20 protein-coding genes and 1 tRNA gene are annotated in these 22,923 nt (G+C 56.6%); 4 read left to right on the top strand and 17 right to left on the bottom strand.

Annotated elements, in window-relative coordinates; genetic code table 11:
• Window positions 1-12: 12 nt before the first annotated feature.
• Together DV711_RS09815 and DV711_RS09810 are read left to right on the top strand one after the other, a co-directional pair.
• Window positions 13-1,020 carry a glutathione S-transferase family protein gene (locus DV711_RS09815; RefSeq protein ID WP_114695483.1) on the top strand — a complete coding sequence of 336 codons (1,008 nt, stop codon included), beginning with the start codon at window positions 13-15 and terminating at the stop codon, window positions 1,018-1,020.
• An 89-nt stretch (window positions 1,021-1,109) separates the two neighbouring features.
• Window positions 1,110-2,021: a LysR substrate-binding domain-containing protein gene (locus tag DV711_RS09810; protein WP_114695482.1), complete on the top strand. Its 912-nt coding sequence runs from the start codon at window positions 1,110-1,112 to the stop codon at window positions 2,019-2,021.
• Window positions 2,022-2,119: 98 nt separating this feature from the next.
• Here the strand turns inward: DV711_RS09810 and DV711_RS09805 are convergent, their stop codons facing one another.
• The 13 genes from DV711_RS09805 to DV711_RS09745 form a co-directional block, all read right to left on the bottom strand.
• On the bottom strand, window positions 2,120-3,124 hold the full coding sequence (locus DV711_RS09805) for a TRAP transporter substrate-binding protein (RefSeq protein ID WP_114695481.1): 1,005 nt from the start codon (window positions 3,122-3,124) through the stop codon (window positions 2,120-2,122).
• A gap of 442 nt (window positions 3,125-3,566) precedes the next feature.
• Entirely contained in the window at window positions 3,567-4,274 is a 708-nt protein-coding gene (gene cuyB / locus DV711_RS09800; RefSeq protein WP_114695480.1) for a cysteate racemase, read from the bottom strand.
• Between the two features lie 5 nt (window positions 4,275-4,279).
• Window positions 4,280-5,527: a DegT/DnrJ/EryC1/StrS family aminotransferase gene (locus tag DV711_RS09795; protein WP_243633780.1), complete on the bottom strand. Its 1,248-nt coding sequence runs from the start codon at window positions 5,525-5,527 to the stop codon at window positions 4,280-4,282.
• The gene (gene hisD, locus DV711_RS09790) at window positions 5,520-6,833 is read right to left on the bottom strand and encodes a histidinol dehydrogenase (RefSeq protein ID WP_114695479.1); all 1,314 of its coding nucleotides are present in this window, start codon (window positions 6,831-6,833) and stop codon (window positions 5,520-5,522) included. Before hisD ends, DV711_RS09795 begins: the two co-directional genes overlap by 8 nt.
• A 47-nt stretch (window positions 6,834-6,880) precedes the next feature.
• Entirely contained in the window at window positions 6,881-7,894 is a 1,014-nt protein-coding gene (gene cuyA, locus DV711_RS09785) for a D-cysteate sulfo-lyase (protein ID WP_114695478.1), read from the bottom strand.
• 356 nt (window positions 7,895-8,250) lie between these two features.
• Window positions 8,251-9,165, bottom strand: coding sequence for a homoserine O-acetyltransferase MetA (gene metA, locus DV711_RS09780; protein ID WP_114695477.1), 915 nt, complete (start codon window positions 9,163-9,165; stop codon window positions 8,251-8,253).
• Between the two features lie 356 nt (window positions 9,166-9,521).
• Window positions 9,522-9,609, bottom strand: a tRNA-Ser gene (locus DV711_RS09775).
• Between the two features lie 240 nt (window positions 9,610-9,849).
• Complete coding sequence (ftsZ, locus tag DV711_RS09770) at window positions 9,850-11,061, bottom strand: cell division protein FtsZ (protein ID WP_114695476.1); 1,212 nt, start codon at window positions 11,059-11,061, stop codon at window positions 9,850-9,852.
• Window positions 11,062-11,175: 114 nt separating this feature from the next.
• The gene (ftsA, locus tag DV711_RS09765) at window positions 11,176-12,438 is read right to left on the bottom strand and encodes a cell division protein FtsA (RefSeq protein ID WP_114695475.1); all 1,263 of its coding nucleotides are present in this window, start codon (window positions 12,436-12,438) and stop codon (window positions 11,176-11,178) included.
• Window positions 12,439-12,718: 280 nt separating this feature from the next.
• Window positions 12,719-13,267, bottom strand: a complete 549-nt coding sequence (locus tag DV711_RS09760; protein WP_243633779.1) for a cupin domain-containing protein — start codon at window positions 13,265-13,267, stop codon at window positions 12,719-12,721.
• Between the two features lie 346 nt (window positions 13,268-13,613).
• Window positions 13,614-13,856: a DUF3820 family protein gene (locus DV711_RS09755; RefSeq protein ID WP_114695474.1), complete on the bottom strand. Its 243-nt coding sequence runs from the start codon at window positions 13,854-13,856 to the stop codon at window positions 13,614-13,616.
• Window positions 13,857-13,866: 10 nt separating this feature from the next.
• Window positions 13,867-15,378, bottom strand: coding sequence for a DNA recombination protein RmuC (locus DV711_RS09750; protein WP_114695473.1), 1,512 nt, complete (start codon window positions 15,376-15,378; stop codon window positions 13,867-13,869).
• A complete protein-coding gene (locus DV711_RS09745; RefSeq protein ID WP_114695472.1) occupies window positions 15,363-15,713 on the bottom strand; it encodes a hypothetical protein in 351 nt (116 codons plus the stop codon). Before DV711_RS09745 ends, DV711_RS09750 begins: the two co-directional genes overlap by 16 nt.
• Window positions 15,714-15,919: 206 nt before the next feature.
• Between DV711_RS09745 and DV711_RS09740 the strand changes: the two genes are divergently transcribed.
• Together DV711_RS09740 and DV711_RS09735 are read left to right on the top strand one after the other, a co-directional pair.
• Window positions 15,920-16,447, top strand: coding sequence for a disulfide bond formation protein B (locus DV711_RS09740; protein WP_243633778.1), 528 nt, complete (start codon window positions 15,920-15,922; stop codon window positions 16,445-16,447).
• Between the two features lie 199 nt (window positions 16,448-16,646).
• Window positions 16,647-17,495: a mechanosensitive ion channel family protein gene (locus DV711_RS09735; protein WP_114695471.1), complete on the top strand. Its 849-nt coding sequence runs from the start codon at window positions 16,647-16,649 to the stop codon at window positions 17,493-17,495.
• Here DV711_RS09735 and DV711_RS09730 read toward each other — a convergent pair whose 3' ends face one another.
• The 4 genes from DV711_RS09730 to DV711_RS09715 all read right to left on the bottom strand — a co-directional run bounded on the left by DV711_RS09730 (window position 17,496) and on the right by DV711_RS09715 (window position 22,883).
• The gene (locus DV711_RS09730; RefSeq protein ID WP_114695470.1) at window positions 17,496-18,722 is read right to left on the bottom strand and encodes a GGDEF domain-containing protein; all 1,227 of its coding nucleotides are present in this window, start codon (window positions 18,720-18,722) and stop codon (window positions 17,496-17,498) included.
• Window positions 18,723-18,891: 169 nt separating this feature from the next.
• Window positions 18,892-21,684: a heavy metal translocating P-type ATPase gene (locus DV711_RS09725; protein WP_114695469.1), complete on the bottom strand. Its 2,793-nt coding sequence runs from the start codon at window positions 21,682-21,684 to the stop codon at window positions 18,892-18,894.
• Window positions 21,685-21,816: 132 nt separating this feature from the next.
• Window positions 21,817-22,284 carry a YiiD C-terminal domain-containing protein gene (locus tag DV711_RS09720; RefSeq protein WP_114695468.1) on the bottom strand — a complete coding sequence of 156 codons (468 nt, stop codon included), beginning with the start codon at window positions 22,282-22,284 and terminating at the stop codon, window positions 21,817-21,819.
• A gap of 35 nt (window positions 22,285-22,319) precedes the next feature.
• The gene (locus tag DV711_RS09715) at window positions 22,320-22,883 is read right to left on the bottom strand and encodes a nitroreductase family protein (RefSeq protein WP_114695467.1); all 564 of its coding nucleotides are present in this window, start codon (window positions 22,881-22,883) and stop codon (window positions 22,320-22,322) included.
• Between the last annotated feature and the right edge of the window lie 40 nt (window positions 22,884-22,923).

The raw sequence follows: 22,923 nt of genomic DNA, 5'->3' as shown, positions 1-22,923 counted from the left end.
AAGGAGAACAGCATGGGACTTCTTATCGACGGCCAGTGGCATGACCGCTGGTACGACACCGACGCCAACGACGGTCGCTTCGTCCGTTCCGAATCCCAGTTCCGCAACTGGATCACTGCGGATGGCAGCGCCGGCATCAGTGGCGAAGGCGGCTTCAAGGCCGAGCCGGGGCGCTACCACCTGTATGTGTCGCTGGCCTGCCCCTGGGCTCACCGCACCCTGATCTTCCGCGCCCTGAAAGGCCTGGAGTCGATGATCAGCGTCTCGGCCGTTAACCCGCTGATGGCCGAACAGGGCTGGACCTTCGCACCGGAGCCCGGCCCCAGCGCCGAGCTGGTTGGTGATCCGCTGATGCAGGCTGATTACCTGCACCAGGTCTATACCCAGGCCGATCCCCATTACTCAGGCCGGGTGACCGTGCCGGTGCTGTGGGACAAGCAGCGCCAAACCATCGTCAACAACGAATCGGCCGAAATCATCCGGATGCTCAACAGCGCCTTCGATCATCTCGGTGCCAAGCCGGGCGACTACTACCCCTCGTACCCCGAGTCGCTGCGCACCGAGATCGATACGGTCAACGCGCTGGTCTACGACCGGATCAACAACGGCGTCTACAAGGCCGGTTTCGCCACCACCCAGCAGGCCTACGAGCAGGCCGTGGTGCCGCTGTTCGACTGTCTGGATCAGCTGGAACAGCGACTGGCCCAGCAGCGCTACCTCTGTGGCAGTCAGATTACCGAAGCCGACTGGCGTCTGTTCACCACCCTGGTGCGGTTCGATCCGGTCTACCACGGCCACTTCAAATGCAACCTGAAGCAGCTCGCCGACTATCCCAACCTCAGCGGCTATCTGCGCGAGCTGTACCAGTGGCCGGGCATGGCCCAGACCGTGGATATGGCCCATATCAAGGATCACTACTACCGCAGCCACACCAGCATCAACCCCACCGGCATCGTACCGACCGGGCCTGTGCTGGCGCTGGATCAGCCCCACGGGCGCGAGCGTCTGAGCGCCAAATAACTCGGGCTTCTATGCCCTTGCCAGACCGCCCTTCGCTCACCGGTTACTTTTCGGCATACCCATGGTAATGTCTTGAAAACGGAGGGGTTATGGAACTCAAATGGCTGGAAGACTTTCTGGCGTTGGCCAAACACGGCAGCTTTTCCAAGGCCGCGGCAGCACGCTTTGTGACCCAGCCGGCCTTTAGCCGCCGGATACGTTCGCTGGAAAACTGGCTGGGGGTCAGCCTGGTCGACCGGACCCGCTACCCCACCAGTTTCACCGAGGCCGGGTTGGAGTTTCTGGAGCAGGCCGAAAGCCTGCGTACCCAGATCTACGGTTGCCGTGATCAGCTGAAATCCATGGCCAGCGATCAGGATGCGATGGTGATGATGTCCCAGCATTCGCTGGCGGTGTCCTTTCTGCCCAACTGGCTGCAAAGCATCGAGCCGTTGACCGGCGATGCGCTGGTCAAGGTGAACGCGGGTAATCTGCACGACTCGCTGGAGTCTTTCCTGGCCGGAACCGGCGATTTTTTACTCTGTTTCTCGTCCCCGGATATCTTCAATCAGCTCGAGCGGGAGGATATCGAGTGCATCCAGGTGGGCACGGATCGCCTGGTCCCCGTCACCGCCGTCAAAGCCGATGGCGAGCCGGTGTTTTCGGTCTCTCAGCAAGCCCCCCTGCGACTGCTGTCCTACCCCAAAGAATCCTTCTTCGGCCGCCTGATCCTGCGCGAATGCATGCCCCAGCTCGAGGGTCAGCTGGAGACTCAGAAGGTGTGTGAGAACGCGCTGGCGGAAGGCCTCAAGGCCTTGGTGGAGAAAGGGTTCGGCATTGCCTGGCTACCGCGCTGCCTGGTGGAGAAAGAGCTGAGTCAGGGCAGTATGGCGATCCTCGATGCACCCATGGCCTCGGTTGATCTGACCATCAAACTATACCGTTTCAAGGGGACCCATTCGGCCATCGCCAACACCTTCTGGCACTATCTGGCCGAGCTCTATAACCCGGGTTATTCCTAAGCATCCTATCGAAGCCATCGCCAAGACGAAAAAACCCCGCCATAAAGGCGGGGAATCGTATGACATCCCTTTAACGGAACAACAGCGTCGAGCTGCGGTTAGACTTCGTCGCGCCCCAGCGCCCGAAGCAGCTCATTCACTTTCTCTTTACCGCCGATCTGGTCGTAGAACTTGGGCCATACCGCTTGCTGCGCGCGCTTAGCCCACTCGGCTTCGTCTTCCAGCGCATCGATCTGCATGTCGTACTGCTCGATCAGCTCCTTCTTGATCATCGCCTCTTTGCCCTGCAGCCAATCCAGGCTGTAGGCGGTGGCTTCTTTACCCGCGTCCAGAAGCGCCTGCTGCACTTCCGGCTTCTGCTCCTGGAACAGCGATTCTGAAATGATCAGCGGCTCCAGCAGGAACAGGTAGTGGATATCGGTCAGGTACTTCTGCACTTCACCGAACTTCATCGAATAGATCGCGGCATACGGGGTATCCTGGCCATCAACAACCTTCTGCTGCAGGGCAGTGAACGTCTCGGACCAGGCCATCGGAGTCGGGTTGATGCCCCAGGACTTGTAGGTATCGATCATGATCTCGTTCTTCGGCACCCGGACCACCAGCCCTTCAAGATCATCGAGTTTCTTGACCGGACGCTTGGAGTTGGTGAAAACGCGGTAACCGGAGTAGGTCCAGGCCAACACGCGAACGTTGGCATTCTCGATCGCATCCTTGACCAGTTGCTCACCAATGGGACCCTCGACGACGGTCTGGGCCTGGCCGATATTTTCGAACACGTAGGGCAGCGACAGGATACCCATCGACGGCGAGAACGGAGACAGGTTGTTGCTGGCAATGATCGACAGGTCGAGGGTACCCATCGCCGCTTCGTTAACGGTGGTCTGCTCGGACCCCAACTGGCCGTTTACAAACAGCTTGGCATCGAACTTACCGCCGGTTTTCTGCGACAGCAGTTCGCTGAACTTAAGCCCCAGCGCTTCCTGGGCGCTGCCGCCACCATCGCCGACCGCCATATTCCAGGTCGTCGCCGCGTAACTACCGGCTGACAGCAGCAGCCCCGCGGTTAGTGAGATGGCTTTTGCAAACTTAGTACTCTTCATGGTTATCACCTTTATTGTATTTGTAATGAGATCTTGCGATTCAGAGTTACAGCTGTGAGCTAAGGAACCTGCGAATAAGTCCTTGCGAGCTTCTGGCTTACAGCTTGATTCGCAATCAAGGCGTCGCTTTGCCGTAATGTCCAGACCTTGCAAAAAGCGGCAACACGGAGTGCGGATCATGCTGTAAGCCCCTTTGGGCAAGGCCTGAAAAGTGCAACTCCGTTGTTGTAACCTTTGCTAAGGGCTACGGCCATTACCTGCAGATTACGCCTAGGATTTGCACTTTTCAGGCGCTTGCAGAAGCCGCAGAGACTTGCTCGCAGGTTCCCTAATTCAAAGGATTCGTCTTCCCCCTTCTAAATCTGTTCTGAGTGTTTGTAAGGTCGATCGATGCCCTCCCAAGCAAGGTCAGGATCGAATTTAAATGACTCTGTGAATGACGCTAACTGGTGTCTAACGCGCTGCGTACGATCGCTTTGGCCAGCAATTCGGACGCGTCATAAACCGGCAATGGGGTTTGCAGCTGCTCGCCAATCACCGACAGTTCGGTGCAGGCAACCACCAGGCACTGCGCGCCTTGCTGGGCTAGCTCCTCGGCCGCCCGGTTATAGGCTTCCAGTTGCTGTGCCGTCTGCTGCTTGGCCTTCACGGCTCGGATCAGCTCCATCACCGCCGGCTGTTGGCTGGGATAGAGAATCTTTACCCGCAGCGCTTCGAACCAGGGCTCATACAGATGGATCCGCTGCAGTGCGCTCGAGGCCAGCAACCCTACCCGCTCCAACGCCGGTTGCTGCTCCTTGGCCGCATTGGCGGTCAGCTCGATCAGGTTCAGCACCGGAATCTCCACCGACGCAGCAACCTCCGGGTAGTAGTGGTGGGCGGTATTGCAGGGAATCACCAGGAAGTCGGCGCCCTGCCGCTCCAACCCCTGGGCCATCTCGATCAGACAGGGAGCAGGGCTCTCACCGTCACCGTCGATCAACGCTTTGATTCGCGACGGCACCTTGGGGTTGTTGTCCACCAGCATGCGGATATGATCGGCATCGTCGCTGGCCGGGGTCAGCTCGATCACCCGCCGCATCAGATCGACCGTCGCTTCGGGACCCATCCCACCGATAATCCCGACGGTTTTTGGCTTCTGGTTCGGCATCGGAGTCACGGCTGAGACTCCTCGGCGACCTCAGCAGCAACCTCAACGATAATCTCGGCAATCAGGGTGCAATCCTGTTCGCTGAACGTCAGCGGGATGCGCATATCCAAAAGCGTCGAGAGAATCTGCTCGGTTTTGGGCAGCTGCGGCATCTCCTGGATATAGCGCCAGCTGTCATAGCGGCTGGTGTAATCGCGGGGGACGGCGTCTCCGAACCATTTCAAAACAACGCCCCGTTCAGCACAACGCTCGACTACGGCCTGAATCTGTTCAACGTTGAACTGCGGCAGTGAGAATTGGATCGAGCTGCCGACAAAGTGCTCCGCCTCGGGCCGTGCGGGGATACTGACCGAAGCGCAGTCAGCCAGCGTTTGCTCAATCAGCCGATAGCGCTGATTCCAACGCTCGCACTGGCTGTCCAGGTCGGCGATCTGCGGCCGCAGGATGGCGGCCCGTAAGTTGTCCATCCGACCGCTGTAGTTCGGTGTTTGGTAGCGGATCTGCTCGAAGGTTTCTGGAGGCGGGGCGCTAAAGTGGCGCTCGAACAACATGTAGGAGCCCGAGTGCATAATCGCCCGCGCCATCACCTCGGGATGTCGCGTGGTCAGAAACCCGCCCTCACCCGAGTTGATGTGCTTATAGGTCTGGGCACTGAAACAGGCCACATCGCCGAAGGTGCCGCTCTTGCGACCGTTCCAGCTTGCCCCCATGGTATGGGCGCAGTCTTCGATCAGGAACAGTCCGAAGCGCTCGCAGATCGCCATGATCCGGTCCATGTCGGCCAGATGGCCGCGCATATGGGACAGCATCAGGTACTTGGCACCCGATGCATCGGCCTTCGATTCCAAATCGTCCAGGTCGATACAGTAGTCGTCGGCCACATCCACCAACACCGGCACCGCGCCGCTGTTATGGATCGCCCCAGGTACCGGCGCCAAGGTAAAGGCGTTACAGAGCACCTTATCCCCGGCTTGAACCCCCGCCGCCCGCATCGCCACGTGCAGCGCATAGCCCCCCGAGGAACAGGCCAGGCAGTAAGGAACCCCCTGATAGTCGGCGAACTCCAGCTCCAACAGGTCGGTCTCGCTTTTCTCATCCGGCAGGGTGTTATAGCGGTGCAGTCGCCCCGAGCGCATCACCTCGATGGCGGCAGCGATCCCCTGTTCCGGGATGCTCTCCTGCTGGGTAAAAGACTTCTCGAACACTTTCACGCGGCGCTCCTTATTCAACAACTCAGCCATAGCTTCAGTCATAACGCTTTTGATCGTAAACGGGGAAATCCCACTGTTGATCCGGGAAGAATTTACGCAGACGCCAATCGCAGGCTCGCGCATGACCTTCCATGCCTTCGGTCCGGGAGATGCGAGAACCGGCTCCGCTGAAGGCCAGGTTCGCTTCTTCGCTCAGCTCCTGATAGGTCAGCACCTTCATGAACTTCTGCACATTGAGGCCACCGCTGTAGCGTGCGGCTTTTTTGGTCGGCAGGATGTGGTTAGTACCGGAGCACTTATCCCCTTGGGAGACGGTACTGCCTTCACCCAGGAACAGTGAGCCGTAGTTGTTGAGATTCTCCTTCCACCACTCCAGATCCTCGGCCAGCACCTGTAGATGCTCGCAGGCATAGGCATCGCTGATCTGAACCAGCTCCTGTCGATCCTTACCCAGCACGATCACGCCATGGTCGCGCCAAGCCGCTTCGCAGACATCGGCATTGGGCATATCCGCAATCACCTGCGGCATGATCTCCCGTACTTTTTCGCCCAGCTCACGGCAATCGGTGAAGAGCCATACCGGAGAGTTGGGACCATGCTCGGCTTGCGACACCAGATCCACGGCGATGGTCATCGGATCGGCGGTCTTATCGGCGATGATGGCTGACTCGGTGGGGCCGGCAAACACATCAATGCCCACCGAACCAAACAGCATCCGCTTGGCTTCGGCGACATAGGCATTGCCGGGGCCGACCAGAATATCTGCCGGCTTACCGGTGAACAGGCCATTGGCCATGGTTGCCACCGCGTGGACCCCGCCCATCTCCAGAATTACATCGGCGCCAGCCACATGCATCGCGTAGGCGACCGCCGGATTAATGCTGCTACCGCGCGGCGGCGAACAGGCCACGATAAAAGGCACCCCGGCCGCTTTCGCCGTTGCCACACTCATCAGGGCCGACGCGGCATGAGCGTAGCGCCCCCCCGGCACATAGCAACCGGCGCACTGGACCGGAATGATCCGCTGCCCCAAGCGCACGCCGGGCTCGGTTTCGATCTCAAAACCTACCAGGCTGTCGCGTTGGGCCTCGGCAAAGCGCTTAATCTGGCGATGGGCAAAATCGATATCATCTTTGACGCTCTGGGGCACCTCGGCGATCAGCGCCTGACGCTTCTCATCGCTGAGAATAAAATCCCCCTGCCAACTATCGAACTGCTGAGCGAAGGCGCGGACGGCGGCTTCACCCTCCTCCTGAATACGCTGCAACATCGCTTTCACGGTCGTCTGGATCTTTTCATCTTCGTCGGCAACGACCGAGGCAGAAACCGCCTGCTTCAAATATTCCATGGAATACCTCTTATTATTCTTACTGTCAGGCCCGGTTTTGAATGATGTTAGGCGTCGTAATCGGCGAACCCAAATGCCTCACGGTAGCCGAACAACGCCTGGCTGCCGCCGGTGTGCAGGAACACGATGTTCTCATCCTTGTCGAAGTGGCCCTTGCGGATCAGGTCGATCAGACCCGCCGCCCCTTTGGCGGAATAAACCGGATCCAACAGGATCGATTCGTGGCGGGCAAACAGCTCGATCGCTTCCATCGCGCTGTCGGTCGGAATGCCGTAACCGTCGCCGACATAGTCACAGTTGGCAACCACATCTTCACGCTTGACCACCCCGGCAATGCCCAAGTGCTCGGCAGTATGTTCGGCCAACCGGAATACATTGGCCTCCTGAGTTTCGCGGGGAACCCGAACACCGATACCCAATACCGGTATCTGGCTGTTGGTCGCCGCCAGCCCCGTCACCAGGCCCGCCTGGGTACCGGCACTACCGGTGGCATGGACCACCCGGTCGATCTTCAGGCCGCGATCGTTAGCCTGGGTCAACAGCTCCATCGCCGCGTTGACATAACCCAGCGCCCCCACCGGGTTGGAGCCGCCGCCAGGGATAATGTAGGGCTTCTTACCCTCGGCGCGTAGCTTTTCGGCCAGCGTTTCCATCGCCGCATTCATATCGGTGGCAGCGGGAAACTTGCTCAGCGATGCACCAAACAGCTGGTCCAGCAGCACGTTGCCGTTGTAGTTGTAATCCACATCCTTACTGCCGGTACGATCCTCCAGCAGGATATGGCACGCCATTCCCATCTTGGTCGCGATGGCAGCGGTCTGACGGGCATGGTTGGACTGGGTCGCCCCCTGGGTAATGATCGTATCCGCCCCCTGCGCCACCGCATCGCCCATCAGGAATTCGAGCTTACGGGTCTTGTTACCGCCACCGGCCAAGCCAGTGCAGTCATCGCGCTTGATCCATAACGTTGGGCCACCCAAGTGCTTGCTTAAGCTTTCCATGGGTTCGAGCGGCGTGGCTAGGTGGGCAAAGTGGAGGCGGGGAAAACGGGACAAATGCATCGGAGTTACCTTTGTTTATTATTGTGGTCTCAAGCCAAAATTGAGCATGTAACCATCATAAAAGCAGCTAACTTCCGATGACCAATGCCGTTTTTGACACAACCGGTTACTTTTCGGCATAGATCTTTTTAACACTAATAAATCAACGTATTAACCTGGCTTATCCAATCCAAGATGATCGGTACAGTCATGGTTTGAGAGCACAGACCGGACATCAGTTGAGGTTAGGAATCCATCGCGCGGCTACCGGGCGAACAGCCGTGGCGGCCCCTGCATTCCAGCGAAGTCTTTTTTGAGCCCCCAGAACGAAAAAAGGAGGCGAGGCCTCCTTTTGTATTGATCTCAGATCTAAAGATCTATTCCGCCCCAAGCTCGTAGGGGGTTATCTGGTAAACGTAGTAATTCAGCCAGTTAGCGAACAGAAGATTGGCATGGCTACGCCATTTGTTTCTCGGTTTCGCTTCAGGATCATCGTCGGGAAAATAGTTGAGCGGAACCGCAGGATCCAGGCCTGCGTCCTTATCGCGCCAATACTCCTGCGCCAGCGTCTCCGCATCATATTCCGGGTGACCGGTTACATAAACCTGACGCCGGTCACTGCTGGCCATCAGATAAGCCCCGGCTTCCTCTGAACTGGCGAGCAAGTGCAGGTCGGTATGGTTATTGATGAAGCTCACCGGAAAAGCCGCGTTACGGGACTGAGGTACCAGAAACTGATCATCAAAACCGCGGATCAACGGATCGTGCTGCACCAGAATCTGATGGCCATAGACGCCCGACAGCTTTTGCTGCCGAGTCTGTTTGGGCAGATCAAAGAGCACCTTTAAAGCGGCCTGCACCGCCCAGCAGAGAAACATCGTCGAGGTCACATGATCACGTGTCCAGTGGATGACCTCCTCCACCCTGTCCCAGTAGACGATATCTTCGAAATCCGTCAGCCCCAGCGGCGCCCCGGTAATGATCATCCCGTCATAATAGTTATCTTTAATCTGCTCGAAGCTGCGATAGAAACTGTTCAGGTGTTTGGCCGGGGTGTTCTTGCTCTCCCGTTGATCGATACGCAGTAATTCAATATCGATCTGCAAGGGGGTATTCGACAGCAGCCTGATCAGCTGGTTTTCTGTTTCTATCTTCTTGGGCATCAAGTTCAGGATGATCAGCTTGATCGGACGAATATCCTGGTGCATGGCCCGGGTTTCGGTCATGACAAAAATATTCTCTGACCCAAGCACATCCACAGCAGGTAACAGGTCCGGAATTTTTATCGGCATAATTATCCATCCGTAAAGAGATCAACTTCAGAGCCATACGACAGCTTATAGCAACCAGCCCAAGCAAGTCATGTACAGGACATAGTTGACTAAAAAGTTGATCGAATAGCTGAACTGCTTGATTCACCAATTCAAGCCTTGATGGCTATCCTCAGGCGGATTTCCAGCCGCTGATCTAGCGAAACTAATCTGACAATCGCGGCTTTTTTAGGAGGGATAGGAGAACTCGTACCGCTTGAGGATCCACAACGGACGACTCGCCAGTGCCGAAATCAAAGCACGCAAATGCACCGCAGCTTGAACAGCCTAGCGACTTAACAGGAAGTTGGGTTTAAGCAATAAAGAGAAAAAAGAAGTGGCGGTGAGGGAGGGATTCGAACCCTCGATGCCTTTCGACATACACACTTTCCAGGCGTGCTCCTTCGACCACTCGGACACCTCACCGTTTTGTTGTTTACGTTCATCGCAGCGGATGTTTAGCGTCGCCGTAAACTTCGACGTTGCCCTCGGTTTCGAGGAGCGCGTAATTTAAATGAATGACCTGAAAAAGGCAAACCCAAAGCAGCGATTCGGCAGGTTTTTTTGCAACTTTTTCAGCAGCATCTTTGTTACCGAGGCTATTTGGATAAAAAAAGCCCAGGAGCTGGGAAGAAGGTAGCCCCCGGGCTCGAAAAACCTACCGAATCAATCGGCTTGGCGACGTAGGAAGGCTGGGATATCCAGGTATTCCAGATCGTCGTCGGTACCGGTTTTACCCAGCTCCATTTGAGTGGGCATCGGCTTGGATTGCGGTTGTGCTTGCGGCTTTTCTGCCACGTTGCGGGACACACGACCCTTTTCACGATTAACCGTCGGCAGCTCCAGCTGGTTAAAATCCAGAGTGCCATCACTCTTGGTTGTCTTGGCCTTGTTGGATACGACCTGCATCGGAGTCGCTTCACGATTACCCAGGCCGGTCGCTACCACAGTAACCCGCAGCTCTTCGGTCATCTCCGGATCGATTACTGTACCGACTACCACGGTCGCATTGTCGGAGGCGAACTCTTCGATGGTGTCGCCCACCTCGCTGAACTCACCCAGGCTCAGGTCCAGACCCGCGGTGATATTGACCAGAATGCCGCGCGCGCCCTGGAGGTTGATATCTTCCAGCAACGGGCAGCGGATCGCCGCTTCGGCCGCTTCGCGGGCACGATCTGCACCAGTGGCAAAGCCGGTGCCCATCATCGCCATGCCCATCTCCGACATCACGGTCTTCACGTCGGCAAAGTCGACGTTGATCATGCCAGGACGGATAATCAGATCGGCAATTCCCTGTACGGCACCCTGCAGTACACCATTGGCTTCTTTGAAGGCGTCGGTCAGCTTGGCGCTGGGGCCCATCACCTTCAGCAGCTTTTCATTCGGAATGGTGATCAGCGAGTCGACGCTCTCAGCCAGCGCCTTCAGTCCCTCGTCGGCCACACCCATACGGCGGCGACCTTCAAACGGGAACGGCTTGGTCACCACGGCAACGGTCAGAATGCCCAGTTCTTTGGCAATCTCCGCCACGATCGGCGCGCCACCGGTTCCGGTACCGCCGCCCATGCCGGCGGTGATAAACACCATATCCGCGCCATGCAACATTTCGGCAATCCGCTCACGGTCTTCGATCGCCGCCTGACGACCGATCTCCGGATTAGCACCGGCACCCAGCCCTTTGGTCAGCTCTCCGCCGATATGCAGCACGCTGGCTTCGGTCAGGTTCTGTAGCGCCTGGGCATCGGTGTTGGCGCAGATAAAATCGACGCCTTCAATTTCGCTGGTCAGCATATGCTGAACCGCATTACCACCGCCGCCGCCAACACCGATCACTTTAATCACGGCGTTCTGCGGTACGTGATCTACCAGTTCAAACATTGTCTTCTCCCCTTAAACCTATTTCTTAACTTGTGTAATACGCTCTGGCCTTTCCTGGCCTTATAGTTATTTCTTTTCACACCTCATGCGGGTGTTTGGTGCGACTTGCAGCCGCTAAAAATTGTTCTGAAACCAGCCCTTCATCCGACTGATCACATTGCGCCGGTTGGCCAATTGCGGGTCAATACCCGGCAGGCGGCGCCCATCCATCGCCGAACCACCGTTAGCCGGCAGCTCTTTCTCGGCATACTGCAGCAGACCCACGCCGGTGGCGTAGATCGAGCTATGCAGAATATCTTCCAATCCAACCACGCCCTGCGGCTTGGCCAGTCGAACCGGCATATGGAAAATCTCCTCGGCCAGTTCTACCGCGCCTTCCATCCGCGCGGTGCCGCCGGTCAGCACGATACCGGCCGCAACCAGGTCTTCGAAACCGCTGCGACGCAGTTCGGCCTGAACCAGTGAGAACAGCTCGTCGTAACGAGGCTCGACCACTTCGGCCAGGGCCTGGCAGCTCAGATCCCGCGGCGGGCGATCACCGATGCTCGGCACCTTGACCACTTGGTCGGCACTGGCCAGTTGTGCCAGTGCACAGGCGTATTTGATCTTCAGGTCTTCGGCGTGCGGGGTCGGGGTCCGCAATGCCATGGCGATATCGCTGGTGACCTGATCGCCGGCGATCGGGATCACCGCGGTATGGCGAATAGCACCGCCAGTGAAGATCGCGATGTCAGTGGTGCCGCCGCCGATATCGACCATGCAGACGCCGAGTTCTTTTTCGTCCTCGGTCAGCACCGCGTAGCTTGAGGCAACCTGCTCGAGCACCATGTTGTCGACTTCCAGGCCGCAACGCTGGACGCACTTGTCGATATTCTGGGCCGCGTTGACCGCGCCGGTGACCAGGTGGACCTTGGCTTCGAGGCGGATACCGGACATCCCCAGCGGTTCCTTGATCCCCTCTTCGTTATCGATCACGTATTCCTGCGGCAGGATATGGAGGATCTTCTGATCCGCCGGAATCGCGACAGCGCGAGCCGCGTCGATAACCCGGTCCAGGTCCTGCTCGACCACTTCACCGTCGCGGATCGCGACAATACCGTGGGAGTTCATCGAACTGATATGGCTACCGGCGATACCTACCGTGACCGAGTGGATCTTGCAGCCGGCCATCAGCTCGGCCTCTTCCACGGCCCGTTGGATCGAATGCACGGTCGACTCGATATTGACCACCACCCCTTTCTTCAGACCCCGGGATGGGTGCGAACCGATACCGACCACTTCGATCGTGCCATCCGGGCCCACTTCTCCCACCAGCGCCACCACCTTGGAGGTGCCGATATCGAGGGCGACGATCATCGATTTGTCTAGTTCCAGCATGGACAGTCTTGAATCTGGTAATCAGTTAAGTCGGGCTAAATAAGTCACGCTAGCTAAGTCAAATGCAATTATCTTTCCAACTTTAACTGGCGGCGCGCTATTTTATAAACCTTTATTAAACCGTCAATCTTTATCGGCGGTTTATTTCATTATTATTCCTATCGGCAACACTTTGCCGCCCTTAACCCTAAGGCGGAATTTTTTTTCATCCCATTTGCCGGATCAGCATAAATAAAAAAGGCGCCTTAAGGCGCCTTGTTTAAAAAACAACCAGAAACTGTTATAGCGACGGCGGGTTGTTTGCACTGACGATTACGCAATCCACATCGCCAATATTACGGAAACGGTGTGGGAGATTACTGTCGAAGAAATAACCATCACCCGGAGAAAGTACTTTTATTTCCCCATCCACGGTGAGTTCAATTTCACCCTGAACAATAACGCCACCTTCTTGACCGTCATGGGTCAACATTTCCGATCCGGTATCGGAATTCGGCGGGTAAGTTTCGTGTAAAAGAGACAGGGTACGATTCGGGTGGTTATGGCCGACCAGGCAGAGACTGATTTCACCGTGGCCTAAATCGGGCATTTCTCCTGCCGGGTAAAAGACCTGCTTTTTCTCCGGAACGTCCAGGGAGAAAAATTCCTGTAATTGCATCGGCAGGCCATCGAGGACTTTCTTTAATGAACTAACCGATGGGCTGACCCGGTTTTGCTCAATCAATGAGATCGTACTGTTGGTAACACCCGCTCGTTTAGCCAACTCACGCTGGGATAGCTTTTTTTGGGTACGAACCTCTTTTAAACGGGCACCTACATCAATACTCATCGCTTGTTCCTATACACCCTTGGGTGCTCAGCTTCGAATGGCCTACATCCGGACCACCCTTTTGTTATCTGTCAATGATTATACACAGCTATGGTGCTGAAACCAGCGAGCTTCGGCTGCTTCCACCCGCCAGCTGTTCAGAAAATTTGAAACACCAGCGCTACCGAGTAACTGCTCTGGGCATCAGCAACAAGAGATCAGAGATACCATTCCTCCAATTCCAGGGCCAGCACAGAGGCGTGGCATATTAGTTTCGACTGTTCGGATTACAGTCCTAAAACCATCAACGCTTACTGCCTATCGTTAATTTGGAGTGACGAAACGATACTGTTGTGCCTTTTTAGGTTTAGCGATGCGGTTTCAAATCTTCTGCACAAGCCCTGACCAGTGATTCCAGACCGTTCACTTTAATCTCGTGCAGCAGGCTCAGCTGCATTCCTAAATGCCCTTGAGGGAATCCTTTTTGCGCAAACCAGACCACATAGGGTTCCGGCAAATCGATCAACAGGATGCCTTTATACTTTCCAAAAGGCATCCGTTGAACGGCCAATTCGAGCAGGATTTCCGGATCACCGATAACCGATTCCAAGCCAATAACCTCAGGGCTTAATCAAGGTTAAATCGTTATCTTCAACAGCATCAGAACCGGAACCGGCCAAGCCGGGTTTAATTTCCGATTCGCTGCCTTCAACCAAGGATTCGGGCAAATCTTTCTTGGCACGCACACCCAATTTTTTCAACGCGGTGGCTCGATTGACCAGATTCCCCTTACCGGTGGACAGACGCCCCATCGCAGTTTCATACGAGCGCCGGCTTTGATCGATATATTTACCCACATCCTCCATCGCCGCGACAAAACCGACAAACTTGTCATAGAGTTCACCACCACGCTTGGCGATCTCCTGGGCGTTGGCATTTTGCTTCTCATACCGCCAGATATTATTAATGGTACGAAGTGTCACTAATAGAGTTGACGGGCTGACCAGGAGAATATTGCGTTCGAACGCTTCACCGAATAACGAGCGATCCTGCTCAATGGCAGTGAGAAAAGCCGCTTCCACGGGAATAAACAGCAACACGAAGTCGAGGGAGCGAACCCCCTTCAGGGATTCATAGCCTTTCTCGCTCAGCCCCTTGATATGCCGCTTGACCGACAGCAAGTGTTCACGCAACGCTGCCTCACGCTCGGATTCATCATCGCTGGAGCAGTAGCGCTCATAGGCGATCAGCGAGACCTTGGAGTCGACGACGATATCCTTACGGTCCGGCAGGTGAATGACGACATCGGGTTGCAGTCGGCGACCCTCTTCATTTTGGGTGCTTAACTGTAGTTCATACTCGTAGCCCCGGCGCAGCCCGGACTCCTCTAACACCCGCTCCAGCACCAGCTCTCCCCAGTTGCCCTGGGTTTTGTTCTCACCCTTGAGCGCGTTGGTCAGGTTTATTGCGTCTTCGCTCATCTGCAGGTTGAGCTGCTTGAGCTGATTAATCTGTTCCGCCAGCCCCTGACGATCCCTTGCCTCTTTGTCGTAGACATCGTCGACTCGGCGACGGAAATCGCCCAGTTGCTCACGTAGCGGCTGCAGCAGATGCTGGATCTTCTCCTGCTGCTGGGAGCCGAATTTGCGACTGTTGTCTTCAAAGATCTGCTGCCCCAGCGCACGGAACTGCTGCACCATTTTTTCGCCGGATTGCTCCAGCATCGCCAGCTTATCCACATGATGACGCTGCTCGGCTTCAAGCTGTGCCTGCAGTTCGCCCAGCCGGGTCTGTTGCTGGAGATGTTCCTGACGCAGGGATTGCAACTGCTGATCCCGTTGACTCAGTTCTGACTCCAGCCGCTGTAGCCCTTGAGCCCGCTCGCGGCTACCCGACAGCTCCACCTGCAGCGCGGTATTCTGCTCCGACATCTGTCGCAGTTGTTCAGCCTGCTCAGCGAACTGCTGCTCGGCCTGCTGCAGCTCCCGTTGCTGTTTCACCTGCTGACTTAACAGACGCGAGCGCTGGGGCAGATAGCCCAGCAACCACCCCAACAGCAGTAAAATCACCACCAGGCCCGCCAGCATTCCAGGCGGTGACTGCTCGATCCAAGCGCTTACCAGTGCAGCCATAGAAGCACCGGACTGGCCAGGGACAAAGCTCCGCTGAACATAAAGCTCTTCGACAAACCAAACAGCCGCTCAATGACCATCAGGTGGATAACCGGGAAAGTCAGGACCAGGCAGAGAACCGGGATCCACCACTCCAATCGGGTAAAGCCGTACCAAAGCGCTGCGATCAACACCAGACCAAAGAGATTGCCTAGCATCACAACCCGCTGCAGTTTAGCCTCCTCGCGCACCCACGCCGGACGCTCCTCTTCGGGCATCTTCATCAGCTTGCTGGCAGCGATGGCGGCACTCATCGGAAAAACACCACAGAGCAGAAAAACAATGATCGGTTCCAACAGAACTCTCCTGCAAAAATTCACTCAAAGGCCATTGTACGGCATTAGCGATCATCGCCCCAGCATCGAAACAAGATGAAAATAACTCAATTTCAAGGTGATCGGCCCGCTACGGATTGACGCCGATGAGTATTTGATTTATCAAGGGATTCGCCGCATTAGTTGAAAGATGACAGTAGCTGTTTGCGACCGGACGGAATGAAGCATTGACCTATATTGATGACAGTAGCCTAAGCCGCTATCGGGGACTGAATTTCCTTGGGCTGATCAGCTGTATCAGCGCACTCGCTTTTGCCGTTATCTATCTACAACAACGACTGGGACTCGAACCCTGTCCACTCTGCATGGCGTCCCGCCTGATGGTCGTCGCTCTGGCGGCAACCTTTCTGTTGGCCTGGTTACACAACCCTCGCCAACTTGGCCAACGCTTCTATGCCCTGCTGGGGATCCTGCTCAGCCTCTCAGGCATCGGCCTCAACCTTCGTCATATCTGGTTGCAAAGCCTACCCGGCGATCAAGTCCCAGAGTGCGGCCCCGGACTCAACTACCTATTGGAAAACTTCCCGCTACAACAGGCCTTCTCGATCATCCTGTCGGGGTCCGGCGAGTGCGCCGAGGTACAGTGGACCCTGTTCGGGCTGAGCCTGCCGCAGCAAACACTGCTGCTGTTCCTGTTCCTGCTGTCCCTTCAAGTCACCCAGTTCCGTAAGAAAAAGCGCAGCTATTTCAACTAAGAAATTGGTAACACAGTCCTAAACCAGGCTCCGCCATCACTCGTCCTGATCGGCTCGCCGAGGCGCCCCTGCTTCCAAATTGAAAAAAGTCAGTTACTGATCTGGATTGATACCGGATCCCGCCGCTATATTGGCTACACTTACCGGCGCTGCTGTAAAAGGCAGTGCTTATACCTATCTTTATTAAGGGTTTTAGACCATGGAACAAATAAGCCTCGAAAATATGGAGAAATACTCCGACCTAATTGTTGAGTATGGGGCCCTCTACGGCAGCCAACTGATTTTGGCCATTTTGACGCTGCTCATCGGCCTTTGGATCATCGGTGCAATCGTCCGAGGCTTTGATAAGGCGCTGAAAGCCGCCAAGGTGGAAGAGACCCTGGCGATCTTCCTGGAAAAGCTGGCCGGCACCATTCTCAAGGTACTGCTGCTGATCAGTGTTGCCGGGATGGTCGGTATCGAAACCACCTCCTTTATCGCCATCTTCGGTGCCGCCGGTCTAGCCATCGGCCTGGCTCTTCAGGGCAGCCTGGCCAACTTCGCCGGTGGAGTCCTGATCCTGCTGTTCAAGCCCTACAAGGTCGGCGACTTTATCGAAGCCCAGGGTCAAACTGGCATTGTTAAGGAGATTCAGATCTTCAACACCATCCTGCATACCGGCGATCGTAAGACCATCATTATTCCCAACGGCCCGATCAGCAACGGCACCATCACCAACTACTCCCTCAGCCCGATCCGTCGGGTCGACATGGTGTTCGGTATCGGTTACGACGACGATCTGAAACAGGCCAAATCGATTCTGGAGCAGTTGGTGGCCGAAGATGATCGGATTCTGAAGGATCATGACAATCAGGTACTGCTATCGGAGCTGGCCGATAGCTCGGTCAATTTCACCGTACGGATGTTCGTCAACTCCGCCGACTACTGGGGCGTCTTCTTCGATATGAATGAGAAGGTCAAGCTGACTTTCGATGCCCAGGGCATCTCAATCCCCTACCCGCAGCAGGATGTTCACCTGCAGCTGCCGGAGGGCTTCCAGGCTGGCTGATCAGCGCCAGCCAATAGCCGTGCGTAGTTTACGCGCGGCTTTTTTTGGCTTAGACGCGGGCAACAACTGGTCGTATTGAGCGGCTTCGAAGGTACTATCGACAGCCACATAGCGGTCTCGCCCCTCCTGCTTGGCACGGTAAAGCGCCGCATCGACGCTACTGAGGGACGCCTCCACCGTGTTGTTAATGTCCAACCGACCAACCCCGATACTTAGACTGAAGCCAATCTTGGTCTGATCCGGGAGTTCGATTGACGTGCCGCGACAGGCGTTGAGGATCCGTTCGGCCAGCAGTACGGCATCGCCAGTACGGGCCTCCGGCAGTACCACCAGAAACTCCTCCCCACCAAAGCGAGCCACATAGTCCGAGCTGCGCACCTGGGTCTGCAGAATATTGGAAAATACCTTCAACACCTTATCGCCCACCTGGTGGCCGAAGCGGTCGTTGATCTGCTTAAAATGGTCCAGATCCATCATCAACAGCGCCACCGGCCGTCCGTTGCGAAGCAGCAGACGACGGATATGCACCAATTGATTCATCAAGGTTCGGCGGTTGAGCAAACCGGTCAGCGGGTCGGTGGTAGCTTCCTCAAACAGTTGGATCTTCATCTGCAGCTGAGAAATCTGAGTCCAGAGCGCCACCCCCATCAGCAGGCACATCAACCACATGTTGGCGAAGCCGCCAAAACTCCACAAACTCCCCTGCAACATCGGCCCAAGCGATAGCAGGGTAATGCTGAGCAGCGCCAGCCGCACTCCCTCAAACAGGGTCAACGGAAACACCGAATGCATGACGATAATCAGAAACGGTAGGAAGCTGTAGCAGATCAGGTAGTCACTCGGCGGAACCGAGGCAAGGATCATCAGGCTGGCCAGGTGAAACACCGCCGGCATGACCATCAGTGCAAACAGCCGATTATGGGCCTGTCTGAGGCTGACATCCTGATCAGGAACTCCCGACAACATCAGCAGCATCAGCGAGAAGAACAGCCGAACCACCGCCATCAGCTGAAACTGTGCCGAGTCCAGCAATAGATAGTCGATGGGAATCCATAGCGGGGTCAGAATGGCGAACAGCAGCGCCAGCATCCTAACCCGGCTGTTGATATAGAGGGCACGGCTATCGCTGAACCCGAATGCGTGACCGCGCTGGGATAACAACGATTGCAACCTTTCCCGGTCGATGGACGCTCCGAGATATTGCTGGATATGCTGAAAAATTTGCATCGGGTGACTACTGACTCAAAAAATCACAGACGCAGAGATAATGAACAGCCGATCCCTCGACTCACCACAACTCTCCATGGCGAGCATTATACCGGGGTACAAAAAATCAACAATTATCACATTGTGATTAAGGACAATCTTTGACCACTTTTCCGGATTTGAGCGCTAATTAACTGCGCTGAACCCGAAATAACCGTAACCGATTGGCGTTGGTCACCACGGTCACCGATGACAGCGACATCGCCAACCCGGCTACCACCGGATTCAACAACATACCAGTCAGCGGGAACAGCAACCCGGCAGCGATCGGAATCCCGATACTGTTGTAGATAAAGGCGCCCCAGAGGTTCTGACGGATATTGGTCAGGGTCGCCCGACTCAACTCCACCGCATCGGCTAGCCCGTCGAGCGAATCGTGCATCAAGGCCACATCGGCACTCTCGATCGCCACATCGGTGCCGCTGCCGATGGCAAAGCTGACATCGGCCAGCGACAGCGCCGGCGCATCGTTGATACCGTCTCCAACCATCGCCACCACTTCGCCACGCTGCTGCAACTGAGCCACATAATCGAGCTTGTGCTGCGGCAACAGCTCGGCCTGGAATTCGTCGATCCCCAGCTGCTGACTCACCGCTTCGGCCGAGGCTGAATTGTCCCCGGTCAGCATCACCAACTTAACCCCCTGCCGGTGCAGACGTTGCAGTGCCGGTGCGGCATCCTCACGTAGCGGATCGGTAATGGCGACCATCGCCAGCAACTGTCCCTGATAGGCCAGGTAGACCTGGGTCCAGGCCTGCTGCTGCCAACGCTGCTCCACCCCTGCCATGGGGGACAGATCAATGCCCTGCTGCTGCATCAGCCGACGATTGCCGAGCAGTACGGATTCACCAGCCTCGGTCCTGGCTCGAACCCCCAAACCATCAAGGGTCTCAAAGCCCTGCACATCCAGCGGCTCCACTCCCTGGCTGTCGCAGTAGCGATTCAGTGCCGCCGCCAACGGGTGCTGAGAGTTTTTCTCCAGGCCATGGATAAGGTTCAGTACCTGGCGGGACTCGGCGCTCTCGGCCAGCTCAAGCTCAACCACATCAGGTCGACCCTGGGTCAGGGTACCGGTCTTATCCAGCACCAGGGTGGTGATCTCACTGGCCCGCTGCAGCGCATCGCCGTTGCGGATCAGTACTCCCAGCTCGGCCGCCTTACCGATGCCGATCATGGTCGAGATCGGCGTCGCCAGCCCCAATGCACAGGGACAGGCGATGATCAGAACCGTAACCGAGCTGACCAACATATACACCGCCTTCGGCTCCGGCCCTAACAACCACCAGAGCATGGCACTAGCCAGAGCGATCAGGATCACCACCGGCACAAACACGGAGGCGACCCGATCCGCCATCCTGCTGATCGGCGGCTTGGAATTCTGGGCCTGTTGGACCATCGAGATAATTCCGGCCAATACGGTATCGCGCCCGACCCGGGTGGCCCGGTACAACAGCGCCCCCTGGGTATTCATCGTTCCTGCCGCCACGGCATCGCCGGCTGTTTTGGCCACCGGCAGCGGTTCACCGGTCAGCATCGACTCATCGAGCAGCGCGTCGCCCTGCTCAACCTCACCATCGACCGCCACGGTTTCGCCGGTACGCAAACGGATCAGATCGCCCGGCTGCACCAGTTCCACCGCCAACTCCTGCTCGATACCGTCACGCAGCACCCGGGCACGCTTGGGCTGCAGGTCCAACAGGCCGCGAATCGCCTGTTGAGTCTGCCCCCGGGCCCGCAATTCAAGCACCTGACCCAGGTTGACCAAACCGATTATCAGCGCCGACGCTTCGAAATAAAGCCCCCGTGATTGTGCTGGCAGCAGCTCGGGCCAGAGCACTACCAGCATCGAGTAGAGCCAGGCCGAACCGGTTCCCAACGCGATCAGGCTGTCCATGTTGGCACCGCGGTTACGCAGAGTTTTCCAGGCTCCGGTAAAGAAATGACCGCCACAGAAGCCCATTACCAGCAGGGTCAGCAGCCCAACCAGGCCCCAACCCAGCTGTTGAGTTGGGGTCTCGACCGCCATCCCGAAGGCCATTCCCCAGGCCATCATCGGTAGCCCCAACCCCAGGGCCAACAGGCTGTTGCGGCGCTTCTCTTTCATCTCCTGCTGACGCTGCTGCTGTTGCTGCCGCTCCAACTGCTCGGGATCCTGAATCGCTTCGGCGCCATAACCGGCCTCGATCACGGCATCGATCAGTGCCGCATCGGTAACCGACCCCATTACTTGGGCGGTGCGGTTGGCGAAATTGATCTCTGCCCGATCCACCCCCGGAACGGCATCCAACGCTTTCTGAACACTGCTGACGCAGGCGGCGCAGGTCAGTCCGCTCAACGCCAGCTGGATCGACGGCTCACTGCCGTCACGGACCGAAGCAGTTAACGAGGCAGGTGCTTCAATTGGAATCGAAGGGGAAGGAATAGCCGATGGAGACTCAACACTCGTAGTCGGCACCAGTTTGTCTTGGCCAGCAGAGTCACAACTCGCCAATGGTGTCAGCTCGGACGGTTCAAGCACCTGGGCCGGATACCCCAGCGCACGGATGAGCTCCAGCACCTCCGCTTCGGCCAGCTTACTGCTGACCTCTGCCTGTAGACTGTCCAGATCCACTTGGATATCGCCATCGCTGTCACGTTGCTGGATCTGTTGGCGGATCTTGTTGACGCAGCCATTGCAACTCACACCTTCGAGCTGAAGAAGGATGCGGTTACTGGTCTTAGATTGTAGCTCGCTGGCTGGATAGCCCAGTTGAGCGATGGTGTCGATCACCTCGGTGAGCGCCAGGCGGCTGTTGACCTGCGCCTGCAGGGTTTCCAGATCGACCTGGATGTCGCCGTCACTGTCGAGCTGCTGGATCTGCCGGCGGATTTTGTTGACGCAGCTATTGCAGCTGACGCCTTCGAGTTGAAGCTGGTAGGCCATGGAGCACCCTGTGGTTCTGTCTATGGTTCTGCCTGTGATGCCTAACTGTAAACCCTAAAGTAAACTTCAGGGTCAACCAGTTTCTTTCATCTGCCCTCAGGGTGTTTGGGCAGTCACAGGAAAAACAGCCAATCAGCGCCAGTCCTTTTTGCGCAACGCCACATAAGAACCGCTGAAACGGAAACAGCAGTTACCGGCCTCGATCACCTCAACCTCCAGATCACAGCGGGCTTTACCCCGCTCTCTTAAACGCTCAACAAAGGCCTGGAGTTGCTCTGAATCAGGCATCCGGGTCTGGAGCCGGAAGTCGCGGGTGACCGGCAGTATGTACTCAAGCCGGCTGTCACGGATTACCACATCGTAGGGCTGCTGTTCAGATTGCAGCAGTAAGGTAATTGCCCCCCAACCGCACAGGTTGGCGCCAGCACTGAGCGCGCCGGCAAACGCCGTGCCCTTATCATTATGGTTGGCATCCAATGCCAGCTCGAAGGCCAGGTCACGACCATCGTAGTCGATACCGGCAAATCCCATATGGTTCGTCAGCGGAATCTGCTGGTGGATAAACTGCTGGAACTGTTCGATCTGAGCCTTGGTGTCCATTTTCGACAAGTCTCCTTGAGTGGGGAAATCAGCACTTATGCGCCCGGCCAGCCCTGAACATAATCGGCCGGATCCAACGGACAGAGTGTCTTCATCTTTTCCGGCTGCGATCCCAGGTAGACAAAGCCGATGATCTGCTCGTCCTCGGCCAAACCCAAGCCTTCCATCACCTGAGTGTTGTAGGCCATATCGCCAGTCCGCCACATTCCGCCAACCCCTTGGGCGAACGCGGCCAACAACAGATTTTGGGTCGCGGCACCCGCGGCGATCTGCTGCTCCACTTCCGGCACTTTCGGATGCGGCTGGATTTTGGCGATCGCCACCACCAGCATCGGTGCCCGCAGCGGCATATTGCGCAGCTTGTTCTGCTTCGCCTCACTCATCTCCGGTTCGTCGGCCAGACCGGCCGCCAGAAATAGTTCGCCCAGTTTGGCACGGTCATTACCGGCGACGGTCAGAAATCGCCAGGGTCGCAGGGCACCATGATCCGGAGCCCGCACCGCGGCCTGAAACATGTTCTGCAGCTGCTCCTCGGTAGGAGGCTGGTCGCCCAGCATCGGCGACGAGACCCGGTTATGCAGCAGTTCCAAGGCATCCATTGTGATTCTCCGTCTTGTTGTTGTCTGAGTCTGCTTACAA

It is taken from the genome of Motiliproteus coralliicola (assembly GCF_003345655.1).
Taxonomy (GTDB): Bacteria; Pseudomonadota; Gammaproteobacteria; order Pseudomonadales; family Balneatricaceae; genus Motiliproteus; species Motiliproteus coralliicola.
This window is presented reverse-complemented; position numbering and strand designations above follow the sequence as displayed.